Source organism: Ruegeria sp. HKCCE3926 (assembly GCF_017872515.1).
Lineage (GTDB): Bacteria > Pseudomonadota > Alphaproteobacteria > Rhodobacterales > Rhodobacteraceae > Ruegeria.
This window is the reverse complement of record NZ_JAEDOU010000001.1, coordinates 330,460-351,965: the sequence shown is the minus strand read 5'-3', so window position 1 is coordinate 351,965 and position 21,506 is coordinate 330,460. Positions and strand designations below refer to the sequence as shown.

Genomic DNA, 21,506 nt, shown 5'->3' with positions numbered 1-21,506 from the left:
GTCTAACCCGCGGCCGCAGCGGTCAACTTGGCGAGCGCACCGCGCATCTTCTCGACTACAGGTGACTTTTCGACGTCATCCAGCTCGTCCATCGTTTCCTTGGGGTCTTCATAGGCCAACCAGACCTGACCGTTCCCATCCTCATACGCCTGAACCTTGAGCGGCAGGAACAATCCTGCACGCGGATCGATCTGCATGGCCGGCGTGCCCAGCGCAGGATTGCCGAAAATCAGCACTTGATTGGCCGGAATGGGCGTACCGACCTTTTCCGCCCCGGCCGCGTGGTCGATGCGGGCGAAGACAGTGGCCCCTGCGTTGCCAACGACCGCTTCCAGCGCATCCAGCACCTCGGCTACGGATTTGTTCGTTTGAACTTTGATGATGTCGTCAGCCATGGCGGCCAAAGCCCCTCCGAGCGAAAAAATTGAAGCAAGTATCAAACTACGCATATCGGTTTTCCTTCTGTAATATTCACTCCAATTCTCACAGGTTTTGGAAATCTGACAATCACAAGTCTGGCATCAGCAAAGCTTTGCCAGAATTGATGACGCCCATTTTACCCTTGCTTTCGAGAACAATCCGACCAGAAGCCAAACATTTTACTGTGTTGAGCCATAATTCGGGCGGAATCCCCGCTTCACTCCTTCGTCAAACACAACAACCCGGGTGGCAAACGTGAGTGTTTCCAACCTAGACGTTCCCAAGACGTCCAGATTCGGATCGGCAACCATTGCGATCTTCTGTGCGGCGATTTTCACGAGCGCCAGTCTTCTGTTCTTTGTCCAGCCGCTTTTTGCCAAACTGGTTCTTCCAAAAATCGGCGGCGCCCCGGCGGTCTGGACGACGGCTATGCTGTTTTTCCAAGTGGTGCTGATATTCGGGTATGTTTACGCGCACCTGTTGACCAAGTTTCTGCCCTTGCGCTGGCAGATCATCGCCCATTTTGCCTTTTGGGTGGCGGCGCTGACTTTCCTGCCGCTGTCCACCAGCGAAAGCTGGAGCTATGACGCCGCGACCTCGACCGCGCTGCAAACGCTTGGCCTGTTCGCCGTAGGTGTGGGTGTACCTTTTGCGGTATTGTCGGCAAATGCGCCCCTGTTGCAGGCCTGGTACGCCAGGTCGGGCGGGCCTTCGGCGGATGGTCCGTATTTCCTCTACAGCGCCAGCAATGTCGGATCCTTGCTGGCGTTGTTGGCCTTCCCCCTGGTTGCGGATCCATTTTTTGGCGCAGCCGAGATCAGCCGTGCCTGGCTGGTCGGCTTCGCGCTGTTCGGCGCGCTTTTGCTTGGCAGTGGCATGATCGCCTTGCGGGGATCACGGCACACGAAGCCGTCGGTTCAAACGGCGCTCAAGGCCAGTTTCCCGACCCTGCGGCAGATCGCTGTCTGGGTGTTCGTCGCCTTCATCCCCTCTTCCTTGATGCTGTCCTTCACAACGCGGGTTAGCACGGATCTGGGTGCTCTCCCGTTGATCTGGGTTGTTCCGCTGGCGGTCTATATCCTGTCCTTCATCATCGCGTTTGCCAAATGGAAACACCTGACGCTTGACGCCTTGAACCTGCCCATGCTGGCGGCGCTGGCGGCGGGTGTCTTACTGGTGTCCAAGGTGGTCAGCGAGCATGACGCGCCGGTGGTTATTCTGCTCTATGTCCCGGTGTTGTTCATCATCGCCCTTTTTGCGCACCGCCTGCTGTACGACATGCGCCCATCCGCCGAGCAATTGACCGTGTTCTACATCGCCCTTTCCATGGGCGGAGCAATTGGCGGGCTGTTCAACTCGATCGTTGCGCCGATTGCCTTCACACGTGAGTTGGAGGCGCCAATCACCATGATTCTGGCCGGAGGCTTGTTTCTTGTCCGCGCCCCGGGATTTGCCCTTCGCCATGTCATCATGGGCATCGCGGCAAGTGTTTTCATCCTCGTCATCGCAGGTGCGACACGCGGCGTCGCGGCGCTGAGCGCGGATATCCCGCGTGCAGGCGCGCTGTTCGTGCTGATATTCGCAGTGCTGTACCTGTTCCGGGCGCAGGCCATGCGTATCCCTGTGGTTCTTACCGTCGTTCTGCTTCCCGCATTTGCGGTAAAGAACAATCCGGTGTTCGAAGATCGCAGCTTTTTCGGCGTGCATTCCGTGTATTCAAGCAAGGGCTACCGTCTTTACAAGAACGGCACCACGGTGCATGGCTGGCAACGCGAATCCGAATATGGCACTCGACCCACACCGCTGTCCTATTATCACCCCGAAGAACCGATGGCGCAGGTCATCACGTCGGACTTCGGCAAGCAATCCAACAGCATCGGAATTGTCGGTCTTGGAACAGGTGCACTGGCCTGCTATCGGCAGCCTGCTCAAAACTGGGACTTCTTCGAGATCGACGCGACCGTTGACCAGATCGCACGCGACCCTTCGCTGTTCACCTATCTGTCGGAATGCACGCCCGATTCCGAGACCCATCTGGGTGACGCCCGGATCGTTCTGAAGCAAAAGCCTTTTGCCTTCGATATCCTGGTTTTGGATGCGTACAGCTCGGACGCGATTCCGCTTCACCTGATCACACGCGAGGCGGTAGAGATGTACACCAGCCGCCTGGCCGATGATGGGGTTTTGGTGTTCCACATCACAAACCGGTTCTACGATCTGGTCCAGCCTTTGGCCCGAATTGCCGACAGCCTGAACCTGACCGCTGCGCATCAGCAGCTGGCCGTGGGTAAAGAGCAGGTTGAAACCGGAGCCGCCACCAGCAGCGTTGTGATCCTGAGCCCCGACAAATCCCGAATTGAGAGTTTTGCGCAGGATGGAAACTGGCAAATCGTCGAAACCGACGGAGCGCTGCCATGGACCGATGGTAAGGCAAACCTGCTTTCGGCACTGAAACTGCTGAAGAACCGGGATCACTAAGCCCCCCGCTCCGCCCATGGCCCGTGCTACCAGGGCCATGGGCGGCAAAACGTCTGTGGCATCGGCGGCGCTTTGTCGGTAAAGGTCCGGCAACGAAGGACGATCAGATGCTGAAGACCCGGATCATTCCCTGCCTTGATGTTGCCGATGGCCGCGTGGTCAAAGGCGTGAATTTCGTCGGTCTGCGCGATGCGGGCGATCCCGTGGAATCGGCCAAGGCATATGACGCCGCAGGCGCGGACGAAATCTGTTTTCTTGATATCCACGCAACCCACGAAAACCGCGGCACCATGTTCGATGTGGTACAGCGCACCGCCGAGCAGTGCTTTGTACCTCTGACAGTCGGCGGCGGAGTTCGCACCAAGGATGATGTCCGCGCCCTGTTGCTGGCGGGGGCAGACAAGGTCAGCTTCAACTCGGCAGCCGTCGCCAATCCCGACGTGATCGCGGAATCAGCAGATCAATTCGGCAGCCAGTGCATCGTCTGCGCCATCGACGCCAAGACGGTCAGCCCCGGAAAGTGGGAGATTTTTACGCATGGCGGCCGCAAGCCAACGGGCATTGATGCGGTCGAGTTCGCAAAAACTGTTGTCGCCAAAGGCGCCGGGGAAATTCTGCTGACCTCGATGGACCGCGACGGCACCAAGGCTGGCTTCAACCTGCCCCTGACCCGCGCGATTTCCGATTCCGTGGATGTGCCCGTGATCGCAAGCGGCGGTGTCGGTAAACTGGACCATCTGGTCGAAGGCGTCACCCAAGGTGGCGCAAGTGCGGTGCTTGCAGCCTCGATCTTCCATTTCGGAGAATACACGATCCGCGAAGCCAAAGAGCATATGGCCGCCGCAGGCATTCCGATGAGGCTGACATGAGCATTCTGCACGACCTTGCTGCCACGATTAAGGCGCGTAAAGGGGCTGATCCCGATTCAAGCTGGACAGCCAAGCTGCTTGCAAAGGGTCCCGAGAAATGCGCCGAGAAATTTGGTGAAGAAGCCATCGAAGCCATCATCGAAGCCACAAAGGGCGATCAGGCCAAGCTGACCGCCGAAGCCGCAGACGTGCTGTATCACCTGCTGGTCATGCTGGCCGCCCGGGACGTGGCGCTGGAGGATGTTCTGGCCGAACTTGCGCGCCGTCAGGGCATCAGCGGCATTGCCGAAAAAGCCGCCCGCCCCAAAGGGTAACGGCCGGGTTCCGCGCCGCCGCAACGCCCGCTATACTCGGGCGTCAGAATGACAGGCCGAGGGCGCGACATGATCCGAATTTTGATGCTTGTGGCAACGCTTGCCATCGTTGCGGCATGTGCGGCGCCTCCCCCTTCGACCGGGGATGAGGTGCAACGCCTGACAGCCGAGATTCAGCGTCTTGGCCCGGATATCGATCCGGAAGAAGCCCGCCGGGCGGCGCAAGTCGCCTATTCCTATACCGCGCAGCTGGTGGACGAATACCAGATCACCGACCCGCCGCTGATCCACAATGCGAAGGTCAACAAGGGATTGCGCCCGCGTGGTCTGTGCTGGCATTGGGCCGAGGATATCGAGCGTCGTCTGAAACAGGAAAACTTCCAGACGCTGGAATTGCACCGCGCCATCGCCAACGCCGACAATCCGTTGAGGATCGACCACAGCACCGCGATTATCAGTCGCAAGGGTGAATCGCTGTATGAGGGCGTCGTGCTGGATCCGTGGCGCTATGGCGGGGTTTTGTTCTGGTCACCTCTGGTCGAGGATACCCGATATGATTGGGTCCCTCGGGACGTGGTGCTGGAAAAACGACGACAGGAACAGGTTGCCCGCCTGAAACCCTATCAGCCAGCAACGCCCTAAAGCTTGGACGAGATGATCCCGGTGGAAAACCCACCCATGCGCAGCTCGCCAAACAGGCGCTGATACTCGATCTTCGGACAGCGGTTCATCACGACGTCCACACCGCTGGCCTCGGCCTTGGCTGCCGCTTCAGGGTGTTCAACCCCGATCTGCATCCAGATCGTTCCGAGGGACGGGAACCCCTCCAACGCTTCGTCCACAATGGGCGGCACGGATTCGGACCGTCGGAAGATGTCTACCATGTCCACGGGTTCGGATATCTCCGAAAGGCTGCCGCGTACCGTCTGGCCAAACAGGTCGTTCCCGGCATGGCCCGGATTGACCGGGATCACGTTGAACCCTTTCAACGACAGGTAGCGGGCGACGTAGTAGCTGGGCCGCACCGGGTTCATGGACACCCCGACAACGGCAACGGACTTGGTGCGTTGCAGAATGGTTCTCAGGTGCTGATCGGAATAGTCTGGCATGCCCTATCCTTAGCAGGGTTCCAAAAAGAAAAAAGCGCCCAAGAAACCTTGGGCGCCAGTTGTTGGAACGAGGGACAGTGAAATGACCCGCGGCAGTTCCATTCCGCGGTCACTGTGACATTTAGGCATATATTTGTTAAAAAAAAGAGGGGCGGCGCATTTTTGTGATGACTCTTCACAATTAGCTGATTCCCGCTCATTCGTGATAGAGGATTGCCGGCCAGTTTTCTTCAGCCAACTCAATGTATTCTGCCTGATCCTGCTTCCAGATTTCTTCGATCTCGATCGAGTGTGTCAGGTACAGACGACCATCCACGACTTTCCAGGCCTTGGGGTCCGAGCTCTTCAGAACGCCCATCGCCATTGCATATGAACAATACCCGCCGAACTGCGGCGCGAAAGCACGGGGATTGCTTTCGAACAGCTCGCGGTTCTCCTGCGAGGTGAAATGCCACCGCGCCCCTTTCCACATCACGGAATTCTCGGGCATGCCCATGATCGGCGTAGAACCGTCGAAATAGGACACGGCGTCATACCCGGCCAACGCCACCCCTTCGGTGGCGTAGTAAACGGGCCTTTCCTGCGCATACGTGGCAGGCGCCAGAAAAAAAGCGCACAGCGCGCCAAGTGTGGAACGTCGGGTCAGCATTGCCATGTCAGAATCTGAAATCACTGGGGTATCAAGATGCAATTTTTTGCTGCATGCGGAACCCCTGTTGACGTGGATGTGAACGATCTTCACCCAAAAACGTTCAATCGAAAATGTCTTCGATCACATCCCAGGCTTCATCGAACACGCGCGAGAACATGCTCTTTTTCTTCTTTTTTCGCTTGGCCTTCCGCGGAGGGGCATGAGAAACCGCAGATCGCACTGTTTTGGCAGGCGCGGCCTTCCGCTTGGGCAGCATCTTCAGATCGTGCAAAGGTGCGCCACAACTGGAACAGCTCAGCTCGTGCCGTTCTTTGCCCCTCAGGACCAGCGCAGCCCGGGTCCCGCAATAGCAGCAGGTCGCAATTTTGGATGGACCGGAAATAGCGCTCTCCTTTTTTTGTCAGGGCCGGGATGCATATAAGGCGATTGCCGCCGCATTTGAGACATTCAGCGATCCGAATCCCCCGGCTGCGTCAATTTTCACCAATTGATCCACGGTTTCCTTCGTCTTTTGGCGCAATCCCGGGCCTTCCGCCCCCAGAACAAGTGCGACGGGGCGGTCCCGACCGTCGCTCAGCGCGCCTTCGATCGTTACCTCTGCTTCACCATCCAACCCAAGGACCAGAAATCCCATATTCTGTAGTTCAACAATTGTGTCGGCCAAGTTGCGCATCCGCAGATAGGGTTGACGCTCCAGCGCGCCGCTGGCGGTTTTTGCCAGGGCCCCGGTCTCGGGCGCGGAATGGTGGCGGGTGCCTATGACGGCACTGGCACCCAGAACTTCGGCCGAGCGCAGAATCGCCCCGACATTGTGCGGGTCCGTAACGCGGTCCAGAAGGATAACGCGTGGATTTTCCCGACCGATGCAATTTTCGGCCAGTCCGCCCCAATCCAACGGCTTTACCTCCAGCGCGGCACCCTGGTGTACCGAGCCTGCATCGATGGGCGCCGTAAACTTGCGCGGATCGGCCATCTCGGGCTCGATACCAGCGAATTCAATCGCTTCCGCCAGTTTGTCCCGCGCATTGCGCGTTACGATAAGGCGCAATTTCTGCCGATTGGGGTTCATCAAAGCGTCGCGAACTGCATGCAGACCGAACAGCCAAACGGTTTCAGCAGCCGCGGCCTTGCGCGCCTGCTCCTTTTCAACGACCCATTTGGGTTTCTTCATTTTTCAGGCCTCCGGGCCGGGAATTCGGTTTCCTGCGCCAAAGCGAAATTTTCCTGTTGACGCTCCTTTGGTGCGCTAGTAATCACGCCTCCACGTCAGGTGCAACGCCTGACAGTGGGCGACAGGCCGCAAGGTGTGGCAGGGGACTGTAACTCCCTCGCGGAGACGCACGCCTGGTTCGATTCCAGGGTCGCCCACCATCTTTCCCGTAGAATTCAAAGATGGCTAGAACGCATTGCCCGCGCGAGCTTATGTGCATGCTTATGCGCAATGATGGCTGCAAAGACTCGTAAAAGTTGCGAAACAGGGCACCGCCCGCTAGTCTGTTCACGTATTTGCGAGGGATTTGTTATGAGATTGATACTGGCGGCTATTGCCGTGTGTGTCGCAGGCGCGGCGAATGCGCTGACGATTACGTTTGATAATAATTTTCCAAATGATCCCCAAAGCGGCCTGACAACATATCAGGGAACCAGCCAAGGTTTCACCTTTGACTATGGTGCGGTCTACAATTTTGGAAATCAGATTAATTTCCATGATGACAACGGTGTGCTGTCAACCGTCGTGCAGGCCGTAAACGGGACGAAATTCACTGTGCAGTCCGTCGATCTTTGGGGGTTGTCACGTGTGTTCAAGACTGGATCCGGCCCTGCACCCGCACTTGGAACGCAGGCCTACAACCAGTGGCTCAAGGCGGGTACTGCAACAGTTCCAACCCTGACATTTTCGGGGCTTCTGAACGGTGCCACAGTTGCGACGCAGACGTTCGGACCTTCGGCTTTGAACACTTTTAGTTTTTCAAGTGGGTTCACGGCCATTGATCAACTTTTGATCACGCTGAACGTCCCCAACGCAGTCAAATTCCCCTTTGGCCTTGGGTCAAACACCGTTTGGTGCGACCAATGGTGTGGCGAATTCAACGTGGATAACCTGCAGGTTGCACCGGTCCCCCTGCCCGCAAGCGGGCTGCTTTTGATCGGGGCCGTTCTGGGCCTGTTCGGGTACCGCAGGCTTAAGACAACCTAGTTGCACCCAACATCAAAAAAACGGCGCTGATTGTTGGTCAGCGCCGTTTTTTGTTTCTTAACCAAGGGTTTGGAAGGTTCTATTCTGCCGCCGGGCGCAGTTCCGAGACCTTGTTGAACCACGCCTCGATTGCATCCAGATCCGCCGGAAGGGCTTCCGCTGCGCCATCCGCGAAAGTCTGGAATTTCTCTTCGTTCAAACCGTTCACGCCGACCAGAACCGGGATATCCATCGCCAGGGCTTCGCCGATCACGGGGCGGAATCCACGCCCATCGGATTCATGCTTGCCGAATTTGTTGATGATCAGCAATTGGGGCGCGCCCTCCAGCGAGGCAGTCACATATCCCACCGCCTGTTCCAGCGCTGCCGGGTCCAGACGGCAGCCGCGCGACTGGGTGCCCAGCGACTGCGAAATGCGGATGGTTTCACCGTCGGGAAGCACGCGCAAGTCCATATCGCATTTGCTGCTGTCGGCGCATTCCGTGTTTGTTTGCACGACACCGGCCAGTTTTGCTCCGGAGGCCAGCAGGCGGTCCGCAACGGCGCTCAGCAGGCGGTCCGTCGCGCCGCGATCGGTGGTGGTGACATAGGCCAGATGCATCTTGGATCTCTTGTAATTCGTTTGTGACGTTTCAAATAGCACGCATGACACCGCCCGGCCACTCCCTCGTTCACGGAAGCGGGGACAGGCCAATCACGGGAGCGTGCAGGTGAAGCAGAACCGCATAGGCGGCCAGCGCGGCAAGCCACACCCCGGGACGCGGCCAGGGCCGCGGTGCGCGCAGTGAGAACCGCGCCGTGTTGCGGGACAAGCGGACCCATTCAAAGCCCATTTCCCGCGACTTGCGCCGGTCGACAAGGGCCATGCCCATGGCTGCAAAACCGGCAAACAGGCCGAACAGAATCACATGTGACAGGCTGCCATTGGCAAGGAGATGTGCCACCGCCCACAGCATCAGCGCGGCGAGAATCGGGTGCCGGGTGGTGCGCAGGATACCGGGCTGTTCTGGGTCAAAGGGCCGATTGCCCAGCCCTCCGAATGAGAACGGGTTCTGAATGATCAGCCCCGCAACAGCCAGCCAGCAGACCACCGGCATGATCAGAACCGGCGCCCAGCGCAAAACCGCAAATGGCGGAATGACCTCGACATAAGGAGCGTTGGCAGCGGCGATGATCAACCACGCCAGGACGGCCAGCGACAGAACCGAATAGGCCGTGAAATACCCCCGGCGTCCGAGTGTATCGATCAGCCGTCCGCGTATGGCGGGTCGCACCGGAATCGCGTGGCTGAGAAGGAATGTGACGAGCGCTGCAAGGAATAGAACCCAACCGGTCATGGTGATCTCCGCGTTATTGGGATCGGTCTAGATCAGGACGACACTGGTATCCTTGTCCAAAATCAAGTTCGGCGCAGGGGCGGTGCATCGCCCCTGCCCTGTTTACAATCCAAGCGCCGCGCGGCGTTCTTCGGCAAACCCCTGCACGATGCGGTCGGCAATCAGCGCCAGAATCGCCATCGCGGCCCCGGCCGAAATGCCAAGTCCCACATCCGCCTGACCCAGCGCCAGATAGATCGACTGCCCCAGACCCGTGGTGCCGATCAATGCGGCGATCACCAGCATCGCAAAGGCATAGAGGATGGTCTGGTTCAACCCCAGCAGGATCGTGGGCGCGGCATAGGGCGCGCGCACGTCGCGCATGATCTGCCACTCGGTCGCACCGCTTGAGATCGCGGCCTCCATCATCTCGTCCGGCGTGTTGACCAGCCCGTGCCGTGTGTAGCGGATCATGGGCACGATCGCATAGGCACAGATTGCCAGAAACGCCGAGAACTCGCCGATCTGGAACACCATGAGAACCGGAATCAGGAACACGAACAGAGGGATTGTCTGCAACATGTCGCAGATCGGACGGACCACTTTCCACACCGGCTCCCAGACCGCGCTGGCAAGGCCGATCAGGCCGCCGACTACGGCACAGGAAAACACCGCCGCACCGCTGAGGTAAAGCGACAAGAGCGCTCTCTCCCACAGGCCCGAAACGAGGATGGTGCAAAGCAGCCCCACGCACAGCGCCGCCAGACGCCAGCCCCCCGCGACCCAGCCCAGAGCAGCGGCGCCGGTCAGGACAAAGGGCCACGGCAGGTTGGCAATGCCGGTTTCCAGCATTCCAATCAGGATCATGACGATCAGACCACCCGTCAGCCGCCCACGCCATGCCATCAACAGCGCGATCCCGGCACCTGCGGCAAACAGGCCAAAGCTCATGCCCGGCGTCCACTGAAAGCCCCAGGTGAAGGGCAGCACCGCCTGATCCAGACCGATCCGCAAAGGCAGCAGCACATAGAAAAGTGAGTTGTTCTTGAGCGCATCCAACCATGGGCCATTGGCCTGAGTGAACGCGGTCAGGCCGCTGTCCACGGCCTCGGCCATCGGATCCAGCAAGGTCAGTTCGGATGGGTTCGGCAACCACGCCCAGAAGGCGGCCGTGAAGACCACGGCGAAACCCAACATCGCCCAGACAACCCGGCTGTCATAACGTTTGCGCTCGGTCGCCAAGGTGCCGCTCATGCGATCTATGACGACGGCAAAGACCACGATGACCAGACCCGCCATCAGAGACTCCCCGAACTGCGCCTTGCGCATGGTCAGCAGAACCTCCCAGCCGATATCGTTGAACCCACCGATGACGGCGGCAATGATGACCATGGACAAGGCCGCCATCAGACACTGGTTCACACCGACCATGATCTGCGTCGTGGCGGCGGGAATTTCGACCTGAAACAGTTGCTGAAAACGCGTGCCACCGGACATGATGGCGGCCTCTTTGATCTCGGGCTCCACCCGTTCCAGCCCCAGCATCACGTTGCGCGCCATGGGCGGCGCAGCATAGATGGCCGAGGCGATCAGACCGACAACCGGGCCAAAGCCAAAGAGCAGCAACAGTGGTGTCAGATATGCGAAGGTCGGCACCGTCTGCATGACATCCAGAACCGCCTGAACGAAGGATTTCACCCGCGGTACCTCGTTGGCGAGGATGCCGATGCCACCACCCAGTATCAACGCCACCGGAACGGATACTGCGACCAAGGCCAGAGTGTTCATGCTCTCAGCCCAGTAACCCGACGCCAGAACAAAGCTGAGGCCCAGAAAGCCCAGCGCGGCCATGGGCAAACCGCCCAGATACCAGCCCAGCGCGGTCACGATCCCGATCAGAATGGGCCATGGTGTGTTGCCAAGAACGAAATTCGCCCAGTTCATCGGATAGGTCATCAAATCCGAGAACAACCGCATCGCCGGTTTGATCAGGTTCAGAAACCAGTCCAGAAACGTGCCCACCCATTGGGTTGCAGGCAGTTCCCACGCGGCGGGCCATTTGACCAGCCATGGGGCGATGCCCTCGAGTGCAAGGCAAACCGCACCGACGACAACCGTGATCAGGGCGGCCTTGGCGCCTGCCGTCAGCCGCGCGCCGTGCTGCGTCGGAACCTCAGTTACGGCAGTCATGTTTCGTCCACCTGAAGCGCGGCAGCCAGATCGGAAGGGTGCACCGTGCCAACGACATTGCCATCGGCATCCCGCACCGGCACGGGTTCATAAAGTTCCATGCAATGGGCCAGGGCCGCGTCCAGTGTCATCGACGTGGTCAGGCCGGGATCGTCCGGGCCGCACTCTGCCTCGTTTCGCATGACCGAGGCGACCTTGGCATGCTGCCCCTTGGCGACGTCCTTCGAGAATTCGCGCACATAGTCATCGACGGGTCGCAGGACGATATCCGTGGGCGTGCCGATCTGCACGATCTTGCCGTCCCGCATGATGGCGATGCGGTCAGCCAGCTTAAGCGCTTCCTGAATATCGTGGGTGATGAAGACGATCGACTTCTTCAACGTCGCTTGAATGCGCAGGAATTCATCCTGCAACTGGCGACGGATCAGTGGATCAAGCGCCGAGAACGGTTCGTCCAGAAACCAGATGTCAGGGTTTACGGCAAGACTGCGAGCGATACCCACCCGCTGCCGCTGCCCGCCGGAAAGTTGTCGCGGGAAGCTGTCTTCGCGCCCTTCCAGACCGACCAGCGAAATCACTTCCTGCGCGCGGTCCAGCCGTTCCTTTTTGCCCACGCCCTGAACGCGCAGAGGATATGCGACGTTTTCAGCAACGGTCATGTGGGGGAACAGGCCGAAATGCTGGAACACCATGCCCAGTTTTTTCCGGCGCAGCTCGGTCAGGGCCTTTTTTGAGGCGCCTATGACATTCTCGCCATCCACCCGAATTTCACCACCGGTGCCCGGCAGCAGTTGCGAGATACAGCGGATCAGCGTGGATTTGCCCGAGCCCGACAGGCCCATGATGACGAAAAGTTCACCTTCCTGAACTTCGAAATTGGCATCCTGAACGGCGGGGATCAGTCCCTGTTCGCGAAGGGCGACGGCAGCCTTGTCGGCGTCATTCCCTGACCGAGACAGCGCGTCGGTCAGGGCTTTGTCAGCGCCCGGGCCAAACACCTGCCAGAGATTCCGGCAGGCGATGGCTGGCACAGTCGTGTCAGTCACCTAAGTGGCTCACTTGGTCGCCGCGTCGACAACAGGACGCCATTTGTCTTCGTTCTCGGCCATCCATGCGGCGACAACTTCTTCGACCTGACCGCCGTCGACATCGATCGCGCCCATCATCGGCTGCTGGTCTTCGACCGCCAGTTGATAGTTGGACAGGATCTCATAGGCGGCCGGCCACTTTTCTTCCAGGCCGCTCCAGCCGGCTTTGAAGATGCGCGATGGCGAAAAGTCGCAATCGTTTACCGCGTTCGGGTTCGGACCCCACGCCGGATCGTTAAAACATGCCTCTTCACCTGCGGGCAGTTCAACGAACTGCACGTCATAGGCAGACATCGCCCAGTGCGGCTGCCAGAATGTGATCAGCAGCGGCGATTTACGCTCGGTCGATGCGCGAAGTTCAGCGATCAGGGCACCTTCGGAACCGGCGGGGACAGCCTTGAACGGCAGCTCAAGGCCAGTCATGCGATCCGCACCAGGCGTGCCCCAGTCGGCCGGATAGTCGACCAGACGGCCACCGGGCAGAGTTTCCGCCGTGGCGAACACCTGCGCGCAGTCTTTCAGCGCTTCCCACGCAGGCAAGCCGGGGCACAGATCAGCGACATGCGCCGGGTATGCGATACCTTCCTTGGCATCCAGGCCTAGATCGCCGATTTCGACAACCGTGCCTTCCTCGATCTTCTTTGCATATTCATCCGAAACATTGGACGACCAGATTTCAAGCGTCGCGTCGATGTCTCCATCGGCCAGCGCCTGAAACTGGTTCATCATGCCGGCGGTCACATATTCCACGTTATAACCGGCGGCCTTGAGCATTTCACCCGCCACATGCGTGGTCACGTGCTGACCGGTCCATTCGTTGATCGCCAGTTTGATCGGCTCGTCCACGGCCCCCATATCCGCCGCATGCGCCGCACCGGCAACGGTCAGGGCCATAAGGCTTACACTCAGTTTTTTCATGGATTTTCTCCCTGTCTTATTTGTTTTGCCCACCCCGGCAGGGGTTTCCCGCCGGTGTCTTTGTCTGATGACAATACCATGCCGCAACATGCACAAATTTGGTCGGAAAAGGAAAGTGATCAGTTTGTAACAGCGCGGCTTTCTTGCCGCTGAAGCGTTGATTTTTTCCCGCAGGCGCCGCAAGGACCCCAGCCCAACCCGCCATTATCCCCCGCCCCGGGGCACGGAATGTTGACTGACGAGTCAATCACAAACCGTTTTAAACCCGTTTGTCGAGCATTTCTTTGACAGTTCAGTGTTTTTCTTGTTCGGGCCGAGTTTCATTTCCGGTCAAGTGGCTTTCGAACACCGAAAATTCCCATTGCAAAAGGAAGGCAAAACAAAACACTCTTCCTAAGACAGCTTTGAGGTTGGGTTCATGCGTTCATTTGACGAGATCTTTGATATTGCCGCCTCTCGCCACGGTGGGATCGAAGCCTTTGAAGCACAGCTGAACAAGCCCAAAAGCCACGAAGAACTGGCGGCGATGCCCGACGACCGGTGGCTATCGATCATCACGAAATGCGTCTTTCAGGCCGGTTTCAACTGGAAGGTCATCGAAAACAAATGGGATGGATTCGAGGCCGCCTTTGACGGCTTCGATGTGGGCCGGTGTGCGTTCATGGATGATGAAAAGTTCGATTCCCTGCTGCAAGACACACGCATTGTCCGCAATGGAACCAAGATCGCAGCAGTGCGGGACAACGCGGCGTTCCTTTTGGAACTGCGCAACGAAGGCGGCGCGGGCCAGGTTCTGGGGGGCTGGCCCTCTGATGACTATGTCAACCTTCTAGCCATGCTGGCCAAACGCGGGTCTCGTCTTGGCGGGGCTTCGGCGCAATATGCAATGCGTTTTGCGGGCCGCGACAGTTTCATTCTATCGCAGGACGTCACCGCCCGTCTGATCGCCGAGGGCGTGATCGACAAACCCGCTACGTCGAAAAAAGCCATGGCGGCGGTACAACGGGCCTTCAATTCCTGGATGGATCAATCCGGGCGGTCTTTGACGGAAATCAGCCGGGTTCTGGCCATGAGCCTGTGAAAACCGTTTGCGGATCGCAAGCAGAGGACTAGGATTCACCTCATGGTTCTGCGCGTATTCCTGTGTGCTCTTTTTTTGCTGTCCTCTTGCGGCCGTCCGTTGACAAAGCAAGAGCGCGACTTTGCGGATGCCATTCAGGGCGAGACCCTGAATCTGGACAGCGTGCGATTGGTACAAGGCGCGCCGGTTACCAATGTGACGTATTTCCGCGAAGAGCGGCCACGTCTGGCCTGCCGCGAGCGCATCCTTCCTCCGGTAGAACCCGGGCCGGTGACCGGCAGGCCCGCAGCCGTGGCCCTGTTCAACAAGGTCTATTTTGCGCGCGACTGGTATCTGGAAGACTACATGTCCGATTTTCCGGATCAGATGAACCTGGTGGCCGCGATGCTGCTGGCCCATGAACTGACGCATGTCTGGCAGTGGCAGAATCGCCGGACCACCGGTTACCACCCGTTGCGAGCAGCGGCGGAACATGGTGGGCGCAGCGACCCGTATCTTTTTGACCTCGAAACCTCGCCGGACTTCCTGTCCTACGGGTTTGAACAGCAGGGCGCCATCGTTGAGGAATACGTTTGCTGCCGTGCGCTGGACCCTCAGGCCACCCGAACCAAACGGCTGCACAGGATGCTGAGTGCGCATTTTGATCTGTCCCCGCTTCCGCAAAAAGGGCGTGAGCGCGCGATCTTGCTTCCCTGGAGCGAGGCCGAGATCGACGGGATTTGCAGCGGAACCTAATTCTTCTGAAGTGTTTCCAGATAGGCCACCAGATCCACGATGGGCTGGCTCGTCAGAATTGGCTGACCCTGCGGCGTTTTCATGGATGTGTCCTGCCCGTCAAAATAAGGACCATAAACCGGCATAGGGCTACCATGGCTGACCAGCGGATCCCGACCATCAATGCGGGCGACAACGCCCGCAGTCGGGAACACGCCCTCTTCGTTGGACAAAGCGGTCAGATCACTTGGTTGAACCACCAGCACGGCTGCCATCGGACCCTGACCCATCGCATCGATTCCGTGGCAGGTCGCGCAATGGTGCACATAGAGTTCCTCTCCGGTCTTCGCGTCCTGAGCCCAGGCGGCCTGCGAGGCAGCAGCCGAAACCCCAAGAACCATTACACTGATTGTTGCCTTGAACATCGTATCCTCCTGCCTGGATTGGCATTTGCAGGGTTGCCCGATGACCGTCTTGGCGCAATGATCCAGATCAACGAATAAGGTACAGAGGTTACGGGCAATGACACAATACGCCGCCATCATGCTGGCCGCCGGATTTGGAATTCCGATCCTGGCCGCGCTCAACGCGGCGCTGGGAAAAGTCATCGGGTCGCCAACTGCGGCAGCTGTTGTGCTGTTTGCCATTGCCTTCGCCGCCTCCGCCTTGGTCATGGCGCTGTTTCCCGGATTTGCGGCCTTGTCCAAGATTGCCAATGCGCCGAAACACCTGTTGCTTGCAGGTGTCCTGATTGCTTTCTATGTCCTGTCGATCACCCATGTCGCACCACATTTCGGGGTGGGCAATGCAGTGTTCTTTGTGCTGCTCGGGCAATTGATCAGCGCTGCGGCCATCGACCATTTCGGCCTGTTCGGCGCACAGGTCGAACCGCTTACGCTTATGCGGATGAGCGGGATCGCCGTCATGGCCATTGGCGTTGCGATCACTCAACTGGCCTGAGCACCCCGCCCTCAAGCCGGACCATCCGGTCCATGCGCGCTGCCAGGTCAAGATTGTGCGTTGCTATCAACGCCGACAACCCTTCGTCCCGCACCAGCTTCATCAGTGTATCAAAGACCTGATCCGAGGTTTCGGGGTCCAGATTACCCGTCGGTTCATCCGCCAACAAAACACGCGGCGCATTCGCCAAGGCCCGGCAAAACGCCACCCGCTGCTGTTCACCACCAGAGAGTGCGGCGGGGCGATGGCTGGCGCGTGCGGCCACGCCTACACGGTCCAGCAGATCCAGCGCTCGGGCCTGTGCGGCCTTGTCCGGTACACCATTGGCCAGTTGCGGCAAGGTGATGTTTTCTAAGGCCGTGAATTCCGGCAGCAAGTGGTGGAATTGATACACGAACCCGATATCCTGCCGACGCAGTGCGGTTCTGGTCCGGTCGCCCTTGCCCGATACGTTCTGCCCGCCGATTTCAACGGTTCCTTCGTCGGGCATGTCCAGCAGACCAGCAATATGCAGAAGCGTTGATTTACCTGCCCCAGAGGGCGCAACCATCGCTACGGCCTCACCCGCGCGCAGATCCAGATCAACTCCGCGCAGAACCTGCACCTCGCCCGGTTTGCCTTTCAGATAGGTCTTGGTCAGACCTTTCAGACGCAATGTGACATCATTCATAGCGCAACGCCTCGACCGGGTTCAGCCGCGCCGCTCGACGGGCAGGGAAATAGGTGACGACAAAGGACAGGCCAAGCGACAGGCCGATCGCCTTGAGCACGTCGCTCAGATGCAGCTCGGCGGGCAAGGCATAGATGCCCCGGATCGACGGATCCCAGACGCCGCCGCCCATCACGTAATTCACGAAGGAAAAGATCGGATCGATATAGATCGCAAAAAGGCATCCCAGGATGACCCCCATTGCCGTTCCGATCAGGCCGGTAAAAGCGCCGCAGATGAAAAAAACACGCAGAACCGACCCTTCGCTCAGGCCAATGGTGCGCAGGATGCCGATGTCGCGCCCCTTGTTCTTGACCAGCATGATCAGGCCCGAAACGATATTCATCGCGGCGATCAGAACGAGGATTGAAAGGATGATGAACATCACGTTGTCTTCAACTTCCAGCGCCCGCAGAAAGCCTCCGGATGCATCCTGCCAGGTCCAGATCTGGCTGCGCTCGCCCGATGCTTCGAGAATCGAAATCAGGATCGGGCCCAGGTCTTCGGGGTTGTCCACCATCACTTCGATTTCATCGGCCACACCTTCGCGATTGAAAAAGCCCTGCGCCTGCGAAAACGGCATATAGACGCGGGTGCGGTCGATGTCATAGCGCCCGGCCGAGAACACATAGACAACGCGATAGGCATTCACGCGGGGCGACGTACCAAAGGCGGTTTTGACGCCGTTGGGCGACGTCAACTTGACGACATCCCCGACCGTTGCCCCGATGCTGCGCGCCACGCCTGAACCAATTGCGATGACATCCTCACCCGCCTGGAATTCAGACAAGTCCCCCACAGCCTGCTCTGCCTGGGCAATTCCGGGCAGATCACGCAGATCGTCGGGTCGGATTCCAAACACCTCGACCCCGCTGCTGCGGTCGCGGTTGGTGATCAGTACCTGCCCCTTTACCAAGGGAGCCGCGCGTTGAACACCGGGCACTTGCGCGACCCGGGCCGCGCGTTCCTCAAAGTCAGCGATTGTGCGATCCACCCGCCCCTGCGCATCAATCTCGCCTGACGAATAGACCGTCACATGCGCGTTGGCGCCCAGAATGGTGCCAACAAATTCCGAACGGAAGCCGGACCGGACCGCCAATGTCGCGATCAGGGCAAACACTGCCAATGTGATCCCGATCAGAGAAATCCAGGTCATCACACTGACGCCGCCCTCGGCCCTGCGGGCCCGCAGATAACGCCATGCGACTTTCCATTCAAAAGGGGCAAAGGGCGGGGGTGTCTTGGCCATGCCTGCTCCGGGGTGTTCATGTTCGCGGGGACAGTTTCGACATTTCACCCGATGGTCAAGCCGGTTGTCATTCCGAACCCGTTCCTCAGCCTGAACGAGCCGAATCAATCCGGTTGCCCAGCACTGTGGCTGGGCCAAACGGATGACTTGGAATTCTGGCGCTACACCATGAGTTGTGAAGCGCATCACAGACAAACTGGTATTGTTTCATGTATGAAGTTAATCGTCGCGCTTTGTGAGCTCCTGAATCGAAAAGGCAACAATGGGCGCGAAATTTTATTACTCTTTTTGATTATTTTCAGAAACTTTGTCACCCTGTATGTGGGGGAACACATTTAAGGAGCGGGGGTCGCTCAATGAATTTTCAAATTTCAACCAACGGTGCGGGGGTTATTCCGTCTCGCCAAGCATCAAAAGAACTGGATTGTGAAACAGCGGCGCTGCTGCGTGCGGCCATTCGGCCGATCTTTGCCAGCGCGGCAAGCTGGGGCAACTTGACTGATATCCTGAAAGACAAAGGGTACCGTCTGGTTTTCCGGCAAGGACGTCTGTGTATCACGGATCGCACTACGGACGCGCGGGTTTGCGGGTTGCGATTTCTGGGTCTTGAGTTTCGCGACCTGGTCAACCGGCTGGGCCGTCCGATCGTGGTCGCACGCGGCGATGGCGCCAACGGCGACATCCTTGCAACGCGCCCGACGGCAGACCAAGACTGACGTCTGAACCAATCAAATTGGTCAGTTCACATTTGGTGGCCAAGCCAATCGCATGGCCACCTTCGCGAAATGGATCTGTGTTGCGTGACAGCAAGACCCGTCACCGGTGACGGTGCTCAGGCAATCTGCTGGTAGATTTCAGCAACTTTGGTAACGGCCGCCTCGGGGCTCAGTTCCTCGCTTTCACCGGTCCGGCGGCAAGTCAGTTCAACGACACCATTCTTCAGGCCACGCGGCCCGACCGTGATCCGCCAGGGCAGACCAATCAGATCCATGGTCGCAAACTTGCCCCCTGCCCGTTCATTGCGGTCATCATAAAGCGGCTCCAGCCCCAAGGCAGTCAGAGCATTGTAGATTTTGTCACAGGCCGCATCCGCTTCTTCATCGCCCTGTTTCAGGTTCACGATGCCGCAATGGAACGGGGTCACGCCCTCGGGCCAGATGATGCCTTTGTCGTCATGGCTGGCCTCGATGATTGCGCCGACCAGACGGCTGACGCCGATCCCGTGGCTGCCCATATGCACCGGAACCGGTTTTCCATCCGGGCCCTGCACGGTGGCGCCCAGCGGCTCGGAATACTTCGTGCCGAAATAGAAGATCTGCCCAACTTCGATACCACGCGCCACGCGGCGGCGTTCTTCGGGGATCTGATTGAACAGCGCCTCGTCATGCGTTTCATCCGTGCGCGCGTATTTCGAGGTGAACTCTTCCAGGATCGCCTGACACTGTTGGCGACTGTCATAGTCAATCTCACGATCACCAAAGGTCAGATCGGTGACGGCGCTGTCATAGAAGACCTCGGATTCACCAGTGTCAGCCAGCACCAGGAACTCATGGGTGTCATCGCCGCCGATGGGCCCCGAATCCGCGCGCATCGGGATCGCCTGAAGGCCCATACGCTCGTAGGTGCGCAGATAGCTGACAAGATGGCGGTTATAGGCGTGCAGCGCATCTTCCTTGGTGAGGTCGAAGTTGTAGCCGTCCTTCATATAGAACTCGCGCCCTCGCATCACACCGAAACGCGGGCGGATTTCGTCGCGGAACTTCCACTGGATCTGATAGAGGGTCAGCGGAAGGTCTTTGTAGCTGTTCACGTGACCGCGGAAAATATCGGTCACCAGTTCTTCGGCCGTGGGCGTGAACAGCATGTCTCGGTCATGCCGGTCCTTCATGCGCAGCATTTCCTGCCCGTAATCGTCATAGCGGCCGGATTCGCGCCACAGATCCGCCGATTGGATGATGGGCATCTGGATCGCGATGTGACCAGCCCGGGCCTGTTCCTCGTGGACGATGTTTTCCAGCTTGCGCAGCACTTTGAAGCCCAGCGGCAGCCAGGAATAAATCCCCGCAGAAGCCTGCTTGATCATCCCGGCACGTAGCATCAGCCGGTGGCTAACGATCTGGGCCTCGGACGGGTTTTCCTTGAGAACGGGCAGAAAGTAACGGCTGAGGCGCATGAACGATCCTATTTGTCTAGCGAAAGCCCGAATGCTCTACGCGATCCACAAAGGCTAGGCAAGGCGGCGCATCATTCAGGCTTGCGCAGCAAATAAGTGTAATAGTTGCACGAACCAAAGAACGTGCCTTCCCGCGCGGCTGTTTTCTGACCTTCGGCCCATTTCAAGGCGGTCTCGGCGTCGATTGCGCCTGCCTGAATGCAGGGGCCGACATAGGCGTCGATCATGTTTCCGAAAAACGAGGTCTGGCCAGCCTCGGCCAGCAATTCCGGGATGAAACCGGAAACTTCCAGCCCCGTCTGCCGGGCCAGGAACGGAAGATGCCGCAGAACGAACGGATTGCCGACCACCGTCTGCAAGATCGCGTTCACCGCCATCGCGTTGGCGTCAGGGTCGCCAGCGCCGATCGTCAACGACGCATAGTCGCCATCGAAAATGGCGATCGTGCCGCCGGGCCGCGTCAGTCGCGCGGCTTCCTCCAGCATCGCCGCCGGGTCCACCACATGGCTGATCACCGTATGCGCGATGACGATATCAAAGCTACCTTCGCCGTCACCGGTGTTCCGGGAATCCGCAACCTCGTACCGTATGCGCCCCGCCAACCCCGCAGCGTCCGTCTTTTCCATTGCGACCTTGATCAGTTCCGCCGCCAGATCCGACCCGACAATCTCGCACTCCGGGCCGACCCGGTCGGCCAGCGCCCGCGTCACGACGCCCGTGCCACAGCCCAGATCGACGATGCGGCGGCACGAGGCCCAGTCGAGCCGGTCGAAATAGCGCTCGCGCATTTTTATGAAATCCGGCATTTCGCCGCGAAATTCCAGACGGTCCGCAACGACGCGAACCGTGTCTTCCCCCTGTTGATCCAGGCTCTGATAGATGTCGGGCATTGCTTCGTCCCCCAAGGCAGGGCGTCAGTATAGCACGTTTCGGCCCGGTACGTCGGCTCTCTGCGCTGGCGGGCTGTGAATGCGACGCCCGGCAATGGCGCGTTTGCGACCCAAGGTCAGTCGGGTTTTTGATTGACCCGCCAATTGGGAATTTCAATTGTGACGGGAACACCAACCCC

The 21,506-nt window shown here is 58.8% G+C and carries 24 protein-coding genes and 1 tRNA gene; 11 read left to right on the top strand and 14 right to left on the bottom strand.

All coding sequences use genetic code 11. From position 1 onward, the window contains the following. Positions 1-2: 2 nt before the first annotated feature. The gene (locus I9184_RS01810) at positions 3-449 is read right to left on the bottom strand and encodes a DUF302 domain-containing protein (RefSeq protein ID WP_245217958.1); all 447 of its coding nucleotides are present in this window, start codon (positions 447-449) and stop codon (positions 3-5) included. A 226-nt stretch (positions 450-675) separates the two neighbouring features. Between I9184_RS01810 and I9184_RS21070 the strand changes: the two genes are divergently transcribed. The 4 genes from I9184_RS21070 to I9184_RS01790 all read left to right on the top strand — a co-directional run bounded on the left by I9184_RS21070 (position 676) and on the right by I9184_RS01790 (position 4,723). Next, the gene (locus I9184_RS21070) at positions 676-2,898 is read left to right on the top strand and encodes a fused MFS/spermidine synthase (RefSeq protein WP_348539497.1); all 2,223 of its coding nucleotides are present in this window, start codon (positions 676-678) and stop codon (positions 2,896-2,898) included. Between the two features lie 107 nt (positions 2,899-3,005). Then, positions 3,006-3,767 (top strand): imidazole glycerol phosphate synthase subunit HisF, encoded by a 762-nt coding sequence (gene hisF / locus I9184_RS01800; protein ID WP_171630953.1) that lies wholly within the window; start codon positions 3,006-3,008, stop codon positions 3,765-3,767. Next, positions 3,764-4,081 (top strand): phosphoribosyl-ATP diphosphatase, encoded by a 318-nt coding sequence (locus I9184_RS01795; RefSeq protein WP_171630951.1) that lies wholly within the window; start codon positions 3,764-3,766, stop codon positions 4,079-4,081. Before hisF ends, I9184_RS01795 begins: the two co-directional genes overlap by 4 nt. 69 nt (positions 4,082-4,150) lie before the next feature. Then, on the top strand, positions 4,151-4,723 hold the full coding sequence (locus I9184_RS01790) for a hypothetical protein (RefSeq protein ID WP_171114881.1): 573 nt from the start codon (positions 4,151-4,153) through the stop codon (positions 4,721-4,723). Here I9184_RS01790 and I9184_RS01785 read toward each other — a convergent pair. The 3 genes from I9184_RS01785 to rlmB all read right to left on the bottom strand — a co-directional run bounded on the left by I9184_RS01785 (position 4,720) and on the right by rlmB (position 7,013). Further along, a complete protein-coding gene (locus tag I9184_RS01785; RefSeq protein ID WP_209832494.1) occupies positions 4,720-5,190 on the bottom strand; it encodes a CoA-binding protein in 471 nt (156 codons plus the stop codon). The genes I9184_RS01790 and I9184_RS01785 overlap by 4 nt on opposite strands. 196 nt (positions 5,191-5,386) lie before the next feature. Continuing rightward, a complete protein-coding gene (locus I9184_RS01780) occupies positions 5,387-5,845 on the bottom strand; it encodes a YHS domain-containing (seleno)protein (RefSeq protein WP_171630946.1) in 459 nt (152 codons plus the stop codon). 397 nt (positions 5,846-6,242) lie between these two features. Continuing rightward, on the bottom strand, positions 6,243-7,013 hold the full coding sequence (gene rlmB / locus I9184_RS01775) for a 23S rRNA (guanosine(2251)-2'-O)-methyltransferase RlmB (RefSeq protein WP_171722899.1): 771 nt from the start codon (positions 7,011-7,013) through the stop codon (positions 6,243-6,245). Positions 7,014-7,129: 116 nt separating this feature from the next. Between rlmB and I9184_RS01770 the strand changes: the two genes are divergently transcribed. Further along, positions 7,130-7,213: transfer RNA gene (locus tag I9184_RS01770), tRNA-Tyr, on the top strand. A 151-nt stretch (positions 7,214-7,364) separates the two neighbouring features. Continuing rightward, positions 7,365-8,039, top strand: coding sequence for a VPLPA-CTERM sorting domain-containing protein (locus I9184_RS01765; RefSeq protein WP_171722898.1), 675 nt, complete (start codon positions 7,365-7,367; stop codon positions 8,037-8,039). A 79-nt stretch (positions 8,040-8,118) separates the two neighbouring features. On the opposite strand, the gene I9184_RS01760 is transcribed toward I9184_RS01765, so the two are convergent. The 5 genes from I9184_RS01760 to I9184_RS01740 all read right to left on the bottom strand — a co-directional run bounded on the left by I9184_RS01760 (position 8,119) and on the right by I9184_RS01740 (position 13,551). Further along, positions 8,119-8,640, bottom strand: coding sequence for a DUF2478 domain-containing protein (locus I9184_RS01760; RefSeq protein WP_171114871.1), 522 nt, complete (start codon positions 8,638-8,640; stop codon positions 8,119-8,121). A gap of 70 nt (positions 8,641-8,710) precedes the next feature. Then, positions 8,711-9,376, bottom strand: a complete 666-nt coding sequence (locus tag I9184_RS01755; protein ID WP_171722897.1) for an NnrU family protein — start codon at positions 9,374-9,376, stop codon at positions 8,711-8,713. Positions 9,377-9,478: 102 nt separating this feature from the next. Continuing rightward, positions 9,479-11,545, bottom strand: a complete 2,067-nt coding sequence (locus I9184_RS01750) for an ABC transporter permease subunit (RefSeq protein WP_209832492.1) — start codon at positions 11,543-11,545, stop codon at positions 9,479-9,481. Next, complete coding sequence (locus tag I9184_RS01745) at positions 11,542-12,591, bottom strand: betaine/proline/choline family ABC transporter ATP-binding protein (RefSeq protein ID WP_171630931.1); 1,050 nt, start codon at positions 12,589-12,591, stop codon at positions 11,542-11,544. The genes I9184_RS01750 and I9184_RS01745 overlap by 4 nt, the downstream gene beginning before the upstream one ends. Before the next feature lie 9 nt (positions 12,592-12,600). Next, a complete protein-coding gene (locus tag I9184_RS01740) occupies positions 12,601-13,551 on the bottom strand; it encodes an ABC transporter substrate-binding protein (RefSeq protein ID WP_171630927.1) in 951 nt (316 codons plus the stop codon). A gap of 418 nt (positions 13,552-13,969) precedes the next feature. Here I9184_RS01740 and I9184_RS01735 point away from each other — a divergent pair, with 418 nt between their 5' ends. Both I9184_RS01735 and I9184_RS01730 read left to right on the top strand, forming a co-directional pair. Continuing rightward, positions 13,970-14,632, top strand: coding sequence for a DNA-3-methyladenine glycosylase I (locus I9184_RS01735; RefSeq protein WP_209832490.1), 663 nt, complete (start codon positions 13,970-13,972; stop codon positions 14,630-14,632). Between the two features lie 42 nt (positions 14,633-14,674). Continuing rightward, positions 14,675-15,367, top strand: coding sequence for a hypothetical protein (locus I9184_RS01730; protein ID WP_209832488.1), 693 nt, complete (start codon positions 14,675-14,677; stop codon positions 15,365-15,367). Here I9184_RS01730 and I9184_RS01725 read toward each other — a convergent pair. Next, on the bottom strand, positions 15,364-15,771 hold the full coding sequence (locus I9184_RS01725) for a cytochrome c (protein WP_209832486.1): 408 nt from the start codon (positions 15,769-15,771) through the stop codon (positions 15,364-15,366). The two genes, I9184_RS01730 and I9184_RS01725, sit on opposite strands and share 4 nt — an antisense overlap. 97 nt (positions 15,772-15,868) lie before the next feature. On the opposite strand from I9184_RS01725, the gene I9184_RS01720 reads away from it, so the two are divergent. After that, the gene (locus I9184_RS01720) at positions 15,869-16,306 is read left to right on the top strand and encodes a DMT family transporter (RefSeq protein WP_209832484.1); all 438 of its coding nucleotides are present in this window, start codon (positions 15,869-15,871) and stop codon (positions 16,304-16,306) included. On the opposite strand, the gene I9184_RS01715 is transcribed toward I9184_RS01720, so the two are convergent. Together I9184_RS01715 and I9184_RS01710 are read right to left on the bottom strand one after the other, a co-directional pair. Beyond that, positions 16,290-16,976 (bottom strand): ABC transporter ATP-binding protein, encoded by a 687-nt coding sequence (locus tag I9184_RS01715; RefSeq protein ID WP_171630915.1) that lies wholly within the window; start codon positions 16,974-16,976, stop codon positions 16,290-16,292. The genes I9184_RS01720 and I9184_RS01715 overlap by 17 nt on opposite strands. Then, positions 16,969-18,264: a lipoprotein-releasing ABC transporter permease subunit gene (locus I9184_RS01710; RefSeq protein ID WP_209832482.1), complete on the bottom strand. Its 1,296-nt coding sequence runs from the start codon at positions 18,262-18,264 to the stop codon at positions 16,969-16,971. Before I9184_RS01710 ends, I9184_RS01715 begins: the two co-directional genes overlap by 8 nt. Before the next feature lie 18 nt (positions 18,265-18,282). Here I9184_RS01710 and I9184_RS01705 point away from each other — a divergent pair, with 18 nt between their 5' ends. Both I9184_RS01705 and I9184_RS01700 read left to right on the top strand, forming a co-directional pair. Then, positions 18,283-18,603, top strand: a complete 321-nt coding sequence (locus I9184_RS01705) for a hypothetical protein (RefSeq protein WP_209832480.1) — start codon at positions 18,283-18,285, stop codon at positions 18,601-18,603. A gap of 17 nt (positions 18,604-18,620) precedes the next feature. Then, positions 18,621-18,980 carry a hypothetical protein gene (locus tag I9184_RS01700; protein WP_152458705.1) on the top strand — a complete coding sequence of 120 codons (360 nt, stop codon included), beginning with the start codon at positions 18,621-18,623 and terminating at the stop codon, positions 18,978-18,980. A 116-nt stretch (positions 18,981-19,096) separates the two neighbouring features. Here the strand turns inward: I9184_RS01700 and proS are convergent, their stop codons facing one another. Both proS and I9184_RS01690 read right to left on the bottom strand, forming a co-directional pair. Continuing rightward, positions 19,097-20,437 (bottom strand): proline--tRNA ligase, encoded by a 1,341-nt coding sequence (proS, locus tag I9184_RS01695; RefSeq protein WP_209832478.1) that lies wholly within the window; start codon positions 20,435-20,437, stop codon positions 19,097-19,099. A gap of 71 nt (positions 20,438-20,508) precedes the next feature. Then, positions 20,509-21,327 (bottom strand): methyltransferase domain-containing protein, encoded by an 819-nt coding sequence (locus tag I9184_RS01690; protein WP_209832475.1) that lies wholly within the window; start codon positions 21,325-21,327, stop codon positions 20,509-20,511. Between the last annotated feature and the right edge of the window lie 179 nt (positions 21,328-21,506).